The 7,468-nt window shown below is 61.8% G+C and carries 7 protein-coding genes; 1 reads left to right on the plus strand and 6 read right to left on the minus strand.

Going from position 1 to position 7,468, the window contains the following annotated elements:
* Positions 1–6: 6 nt before the first annotated feature.
* From benB to BAMB_RS34780, 6 genes are all read right to left on the minus strand, one after another.
* Positions 7–495 (minus strand): benzoate 1,2-dioxygenase small subunit, encoded by a 489-nt coding sequence (gene benB, locus BAMB_RS32755; protein ID WP_006753839.1) that lies wholly within the window; start codon positions 493–495, stop codon positions 7–9.
* Complete coding sequence (locus tag BAMB_RS32760; RefSeq protein ID WP_011661450.1) at positions 492–1,850, minus strand: Rieske 2Fe-2S domain-containing protein; 1,359 nt, start codon at positions 1,848–1,850, stop codon at positions 492–494. Before BAMB_RS32760 ends, benB begins: the two co-directional genes overlap by 4 nt.
* A gap of 113 nt (positions 1,851–1,963) precedes the next feature.
* Positions 1,964–2,908: a catechol 1,2-dioxygenase gene (catA, locus tag BAMB_RS32765; protein WP_011661451.1), complete on the minus strand. Its 945-nt coding sequence runs from the start codon at positions 2,906–2,908 to the stop codon at positions 1,964–1,966.
* Positions 2,909–2,981: 73 nt separating this feature from the next.
* On the minus strand, positions 2,982–3,272 hold the full coding sequence (gene catC, locus BAMB_RS32770; RefSeq protein ID WP_011661452.1) for a muconolactone Delta-isomerase: 291 nt from the start codon (positions 3,270–3,272) through the stop codon (positions 2,982–2,984).
* A gap of 34 nt (positions 3,273–3,306) precedes the next feature.
* Positions 3,307–4,443, minus strand: coding sequence for a muconate/chloromuconate family cycloisomerase (locus tag BAMB_RS32775; RefSeq protein WP_041491843.1), 1,137 nt, complete (start codon positions 4,441–4,443; stop codon positions 3,307–3,309).
* Positions 4,444–5,296: 853 nt separating this feature from the next.
* Positions 5,297–5,737, minus strand: a complete 441-nt coding sequence (locus BAMB_RS34780) for an acetyltransferase (RefSeq protein ID WP_011661454.1) — start codon at positions 5,735–5,737, stop codon at positions 5,297–5,299.
* 1,086 nt (positions 5,738–6,823) lie between these two features.
* Here BAMB_RS34780 and BAMB_RS35780 point away from each other — a divergent pair.
* Positions 6,824–7,192 (plus strand): hypothetical protein, encoded by a 369-nt coding sequence (locus tag BAMB_RS35780; RefSeq protein WP_126224943.1) that lies wholly within the window; start codon positions 6,824–6,826, stop codon positions 7,190–7,192.
* The last annotated feature ends 276 nt before the right edge of the window (positions 7,193–7,468 follow it).

Here is a 7,468-nt window from a genome sequence, read left to right on the forward strand (position 1 = left end):
TCGGCGTCAGACGTGATACACGTCGAGCACCTGCCGGATATAGTCGTTCTTCAGCACGATCTTCTTGTGCGAGATCAGCAGCGCGTCGTTCACCTTGCGCAGCGTGACGAACATCGTGCCGAAGTAGTGATCGGTCACGCGGTAGCGATGGTTGAGCGTGTCGAAGTTGTAGCGCACGTCCACCTCGCCGTCGCGCTCGGCCAGCACCTCGACGTTCGTCACGTTGTGGCTGGTGCGCGGCTCGGGTGTCGACGCGCCGCTGCGCTCGGTCTTGATCCGGAACACGCGATCCTCGAGGCCGCCGCGATCCGCGTAGTACATCAGCGAGATCTCGCTTTGCGGATCGTCGGTCGGCCGGTCGTCGTCGTCCCACGCGGGCATCCAGTACGTGACGTCCTCCGTGTAGCAGGTCAGCCACTCGTCCCACTCGCGATCGTCGAGCAGGCGCGCTTCGCGATACAGCGCCGCGCAAATGGTCCGGTAATCGATGTTCATGCCGCCACCTCCGCGCGTTCCTTCTTCAGTGCATCGCGCATCACGTGCACCCAGTGTTCGTGCTGGCACACGAACAGCCCTTCGTCCTCGCTGCGCTCGCCCGAAATGCGCGGGTTCAGCCCCATCTTCTTCGCGTTCTCGTCCGGCCCGTGGACCCACAGCGGCGCGCCGCGCGACAGGTCGTTCCACATCGCCGTGATGCCCGCGTAGCCGGCCTGGCACGCGCGGAATTCCTCGAGATCGTCGGCCGTGCCCATCCCGGTCACGTTGAAGAAATCCTCGTACTGGCGGATCCGCGTCGTGCGGTCGGCTTCGCTCTCGCCTTTCGGCGCGAAGCAGAAGATGCTGACTTCGGTCTTGTCGACGCCGAGCGGACGCACCACGCGGATCTGCGTGCTGAACTGGTCCATCAGGAACACGTTCGGGTACACGCACAGGTTGCGCGTCTGGTTCACGATGAAGTCGGCCTGCGCCGCGCCCACGCGCGCCTCGATCTCGTCGCGGTGCTGGTACACCGGCCGCACTTCCGGGTTCATCGTCTTGGTCCACAGCAGGATGTGGCCGTTGTCGAAGCCGTACACGCCCGCGACCGACTTGCTCCAGCTGTTCGCATCGACGGCCTTGGTGCCGTCTTCCTTGCGGCGGCCCATCGTCGCCGCGTAGTTCCAGTGCACGGTGCTCACGTGATAGCCGTCGCAGCCGTTCTCCATCTGCATCTTCCAGTTGCCTTCGTAGATGTAGGAGGAGTTGCCGCGCAGCACTTCGAGCCCGTTCGGCGCCTGGTCGACGATCTGGTCGATGATCACGCGCGCCTCGCCGAGGTAGTCCTCGAGCGGCAGCACGTCGTCGCTCAGGCTGCCGAACAGGAAGCCGCGATAGCTCTGGAAGCGCGCGACCTTCTTCAGGTCGTGCGAGCCGTGCGTGTTGAACTGCACCGGATACTCGGTCGTCTTCTCGTCCTTCACCTTCAGCAGCTTGCCGGTGTTCGAGAAGGTCCAGCCGTGGAACGGGCACGTGAAGCTGCCCTTGTTGCCGTGCTTGCGGCGGCACAGCATCGCACCCTTGTGCGCGCACGCATTGATCACCGCGTGCAGCTCGCCGGCCTTGTCGCGTGTGATGACGACCGGCTGGCGGCCGATCCACGTCGTGTAGTAATCGTTGTTGTTCGGGATCTGGCTCTCGTGCGCCAGGTACACCCAGTTGCGCTCGAAGATGTGCTTCATCTCGAGCGCGTACAGCGCCTCGTTCGTGAAGATGTCGCGGCGGCAGCGGAAGATGCCGGCTTCCTTGTCGTCCTGCACGGCGGTGGCGAGCAGGTGGTCCAGTTCGGTGGTGGGGTCGATCGTGGCGGACATGTTGGTTCCTCCTGTGCGCGTGCCGGGTCCTGCAAGCACGCTCGCATCGGTATCGATTGAATCTCGCGGGAGCCCGGCCGGCGGCGCAAGCGCGCCGCCGCGCCGTCGGGCGGTTATGCCGTGGCGGAAGCGCGCAGGCGTTCGACGATCTGGTTGTCCTTGCCCTCGACGCGCGGCGTCAGGACGAAGTTGAACTCGACGTCCTGGTACGCGTCGGCCTTCAGCCCGAGCGCGGCGCCGCCAGTCTTGGCGGTGACGGGCGGAATCAGCTCCTCGCGCGTCGCATACGCGAAGTCATCCCAGATCAGCGGGTCGCCGTCGATGTTGAACTGCGTCGTCAGCTTGCGGTGACCGTCGCTGGTCACGAAGAAGTGCACGTGCGCCGGGCGGTTGCCGTGACGGCCGAGGCGATCCAGCAGCTGCTGCGTCGCGCCCTGCGGCGGGCAGCCGTAGCCGACCGGCATCAGCGTGCGGAATTCGTACTTGCCGTCCGCGCCCGTCTTCACCGCGCCGCGCAGGTTGAAATCGCTCTGCTTGCCGGTCGGGTCGAAGTGCGAATAGAAGCCGTGCGAGTTCGCGTGCCAGCACTCGACCAGCGCGCCGGCCACCGGCTTGCCGTCGAGCCCCGTGACCGTGCCGTGGATCACGAGCGGGCCCGCGCCTTCGTCCGCGTCGAGGTCGATCTTCGCGACGCCTTCGCGCACCGGCGCGCCGGCGACATACAGCGGGCCTTCGATCGTGCGCGGCGTGCCGCCGTCGAGGCCGATCGCCTCGTCCTCGGCGTCCATCCGGATGTCGAGATACTTCTCGAGGCCGAGGCCGGCCGCCAGCAGCGCCGCTTCGCCGTCCTGGCCGAGCTTGTTCAGGTAGTTCACGCCGGCCCACACTTCGTCGGGCGTGATGTCGAGATCGTCGATCGCCTTGAACAGGTCGCCGAGCAGCCGCTGCACGATCTGCTGCGTGCGCGCGTTGCCGGCCTGCGTGCCGTTCGCGCCCGCGTTCGACGCGGCCTTCAGCAGATCCTGCACTTCCTTCGTATCGAAAACTTTGACGCTCATGATGGTGTCTCCACGTGTATTTGGGGGAATCGTGACCCGGGTGCTCGCTGTCGAGAACGAGCGACTCCGTGGCTCAAACGTCGTCGTCGTGTATCGACGACGGGTGGCGACACAACGGCGTCACCGAAATCTTCATGTACGGGAACAGCGGCAGGCCGGTCAGGATGTCGTGCAGCTCGGCGTTGCCCGACACGTCGAACACGCTGTAGTTAGCGTATTCGCCAGCGATGCGCCAGATGTGACGCCACTTGCCGCTGCGCTGCAGCGCCTGCGAGTACGCCTTCTCGCGGGCCTTGATCTCGTCGGCGACCGCGGCCGGCAGGTCGGCCGGCAGGTTGACGTCCATGCGTACGTGGAAAAGCATCGTGATGTCCTGATACGTAATCGGTTAGCGCGGGTTAGCGGGAGACTTTCGTCAGCCCGTCGCGGGTGAAGCGCGCGATCTTCGCTTCGTCGAGTTCGATGCCGAGGCCCGGGCCGCTCGGCACGGTCAATTCGAAATCGCTGTAGTCGAGCGGGGTCGTGAGAATTTCTTCGGTGATCAGTAGCGGTCCGAACAGTTCGGTGCCCCACTGCAGGTTCGCGAAGCTCGCGAACAGATGCGCGGACGCGACCGTGCTGAACGCGCCTTCGAGCATCGTGCCGCCGTACAGCTCGATGCCGGCTGCATCCGCGATCGCCGCGACGCGCTGCGCGGCAAAGAGGCCGCCGCTCTGCTCGATCTTGATCGCGAACACGTCCGCGCCGTGATGCTTCGCGATCTCGAACGCGCTGTCCGGGCCCTGCAGGATTTCATCGGCCATCAGCGCGACCGGGAAGCGGCGCATCAGCCGCGCGAGCGCCGCGGCCGACGCCACCGGCTGCTCCACCAGTTCGCAACCGGCATCGGCCAGCGCCGGAATCGCGCGCGCCGCCTGCGTTTCGCTCCACGCCATGTTCACGTCGACGCGCACCGATGCGCGCTCGCCGAGCGCCCGCTTGATCTCGGCCACGTGCCGGATGTCATCGGCGAGCGCCTTCGCGCCGATCTTCAGCTTGAATACGTTGTGACGGCGCAGGTCGAGCATCCGCTCGGCCTCGGCGATATCGGTCGCCGTGTTGCCCGATGCGAGCGTCCAGGCGACCGGCAGGCGATCACGCCGGCGACCGCCGAGCAGTTCGCTGACCGGTACGCCCAGACGCTTGCCGTGCGCGTCGAGCAGCGCGGTTTCGAGCGAGCTCTTCGCGAAGTGATTGACCTTCGCGAGCTTGCCGAGGAACGCCATCAGCGTCTGGATGCGCGTCGCGTCCTGGCCGATGATCGCCGGCGCGAGGTACGCGTCGATCGCGAGCTTCATCGCTTCGGGGCTTTCCGGGCCGTAGGCCATCCCGGCGATCGTCGTGCCTTCGCCGAGGCCGGTCACGCCGTCGCTGCAGAGCACCTTCACCAGCATCAGCGTCTGGCCATGCATGGTGGCGACCGACAGCTTGTGCGGACGGATCGTCGGCAGGTCGACGAGGCGGGTTTCAATGCGTTCGATGGTGATCGGGGACATGGGGTGCGCTGCGTGTGGGGAGTTCATGGAACGGATTTATACGCGGCGGGGAAATGGAGCGTCCAATACTTTTGGGCGCGGTTTTTGATACCTGGTGGGTATTGAAATTCGCTTTGGGACGCGGAATATTGTGGGGCGCCATACCTTTTTTGCTGGGTATGCGGGGCTGGGAGGCTTGCTGGAGCGCGGTCGGGCGTGGTCGGGGTATCGCTTGGCCGAGGCGCGACGCGGCTACTTTCGGCAGGGGGAAATCCGGCTGAAACGGGTGGCCTGCCTGAGTCGATCAGGGTTTTCCTGAGGGCACAATCACGACGCTTGCTCCAGCAATCTCGCCGTCACACACAACCCTGCGTGCTCGATGTGAACAATCACGGAAAAAAACCCTTGAAGAAACACGCTCATCTTGGTTGCGCTTTGGGGCTTATTAGGGGTTCCGGTAGCATATGCGCAAAGCAGCTCGACTTTTATCGGACTGCGCGGGGTTTATTGGAGATACGTGGCTGATCCGAGTGGCGAGGCGGTGTTCCGCCCGATGGGGCACTGTCGGGGGATTGGACTGAAAGGGGTTGAGGACATTAATCCATTTCTATACCCGTTTTTCATGCCCAAGAGCGGTTCGATTTCGTCCGCCGATCGCCGGTTCGGCACGATGGCTACGATGTACATGCAGCAAGGGTCCATCGGCCTCGTTCGGGCGGCGTTTTCGACGGTACCGCGACCGCAGTGGGAGAAAAACGAGTTTTGGTCTAACTCTTAATGCCGCGCGAATGACTATTCCGCAGGAGGACGATGGACCGCAAGTGGTCCGATCCCGGGCGGGCATATAGGACAACAAGCGGCCATGAGCAGACACTTAGACGCCGGTGTACTCCAAATGAATGAGTGGATATGGTCTTCCCTGTCCATCCAGTGGAGAGCGACTCGTCCGTTTGAAACCCATTTTTTCGTAAAAACCAACGGCTTGACCGTTCTGCTCATTGACATCGGTTGTCATTTTGGGGTGAAGCTTCAGGCCATGACGGACTAGGGCTGCACCAATGCCAGTCCCTCTGCAGGCTGGATCAACGAACAGTGCCTCCATGTGGCCGTTGTCGATGAGCATGAATGCCTGGGCGTAATCATTGGCATCCACTGCCAACCATAGCGGAGCTTTCGGGAGGAAGTCACAGACCAAATCGTCAATGGCTTTGCGGTCCTCGGGGGACAGGAAATCATGTGTAGCGTCAACTGCACGGCGCCAAATTTCAAAGGCACGAGCGCCTTCTTCGGGACGGGAATTTCGAATAGTAACCATTGTTTGATTATAAGCACTGCGAGGCTCGGAGGCTGAATCTGGTTCAGAGAGGCCCGGCTAGGAAGGGCCTCGACCTGTCGTCAGAATGACCGCAACGGGTGGCGGTCGGCCGAGTTCGGCCAAAAGCAGCCGGTCGGATCATCGCTCAAGAGCTGTCATCCAACGTAGAAGTGACCGGCCTGCGCGGCATTTCGCGCAGATCCGATCGACTGCCGGGTTAGAAGGGCAAATTAACTAGAGCCCCTGTCATTTACTCTTTGGGGGATTGCTAGATTTGCTGGGTTTGAGGGATGGTGTATTTCCTGGTGTGGTCTTGTTATCACGGCGGCGCTGATCCGGTTTCCCTGTTGATTTTGCTATCGGCTTTGGTCCTGGTTTAAGTGCCATGAATGCTCTCCTTTGTGGTTAAAAAATTACAGTGTGCGAGTACCTTCTAACTTGGTTTCAGGACAACAGCGTTGCCGTGTAACAGCCCGCACGAGTGCTGGCTGAAGTCACGTTGCTTCACTTTACCCATGAACGGCAGTGCGTGCGAGCGGGTTTTCACGTATGGATGAAGATTCTGAGCGCCTGCTGTCGACTTGCATTGGCGCCAGCTTTGGGTCGTAAGCATCTTTTTTTTGGGTAAGAACGGGATTCCTTTCATCGAAGTAGAATCCCATGCAACCGGAACGCCTGAGCGGCCGCTTTAGGGAGGGATGATTGACCGCTCGGGGTCGATCGGCGCCGGTCGCGCGTTGCAGGGCGGCGGCCGGCCGCGTTCGGCCAGGAAGCAACGTTCGACGGACGAGTCAAACTCGACGAAAATCCACGACCGAGCAGATGCTCGGTTCATGACATCATGTCAGGCCATTATGGTCAAAAACTGGCTACGCGAAAGCGCAAGAGTTCAGTGGAAGAACTCAAACCCGCGACCATCACTGCACAGCTATGGCAACAATTTTCGACGCTAAAAAGCTCCGGCCAGTCAGCATCGTCGTGGCTTGCGGTGGGCTATTGGCAATGGTGCAATGGTCGCCGGCAATAGTACCCATGCCTCCTGCTCGACTGAGCGACATGTGCAATGTTGACGGTTCTGGAAATGTCATGCCGAGCCAGACGGTGATCGGGAATCTGTCCCAAATCCAAGACTCCTATTTCGTGCAGGATGGCAACGGTCACGCCGTACTGGTTTCACGATGCGTCAAAGGAGCTTGTGCGCCTTTTGACCGTAAACTCGTTCGGAGGCATGTCGGTGAACCGGTACGGGCCGAGTTCTGCAGCGATCACCCGGCCCGTCTACTGATTTCCGGCGTAGAGGTATATCGGCTGACGCAGCAGGTGATTAACAAGAACATTGCCGATATTCAGCGCACGCAGTCGATGATGCGTAGCATCGGGGCCGCTTGGTGTGGTACCTGGTTACTATTTCAGGTCGGCATTGAATGGCTTGGACGGCGGCGGCATTCTCGTTAAGGCTTGAAAAAAATACGCCGAACGTCTGCTTTCCGCCAAGTCGAGAGATAGCTTTGGGTCGATCTGCGCCGGTCGCGTGCGCTGGGCGGCGGCCGGCCGAAGTGATGCTTCCCGCAGGCGTCCGTGGGCGTTTCATGAGTGACCGTTGTCGGACAAGATCCAAAATCGATGGCTCGCAGCGAGCGGGGTTCGGTTCGTTCGCAGCTGGAAGTGGTTCTTCCTGAAGCTTATCGACAAGCATGGTAGGGAGCGACGCGGTGTGATGCTTCTGCCCCG

Origin of the sequence: Burkholderia ambifaria AMMD, from assembly GCF_000203915.1 — a bacterium.
Classification (GTDB): Bacteria; Pseudomonadota; Gammaproteobacteria; order Burkholderiales; family Burkholderiaceae; genus Burkholderia; species Burkholderia ambifaria.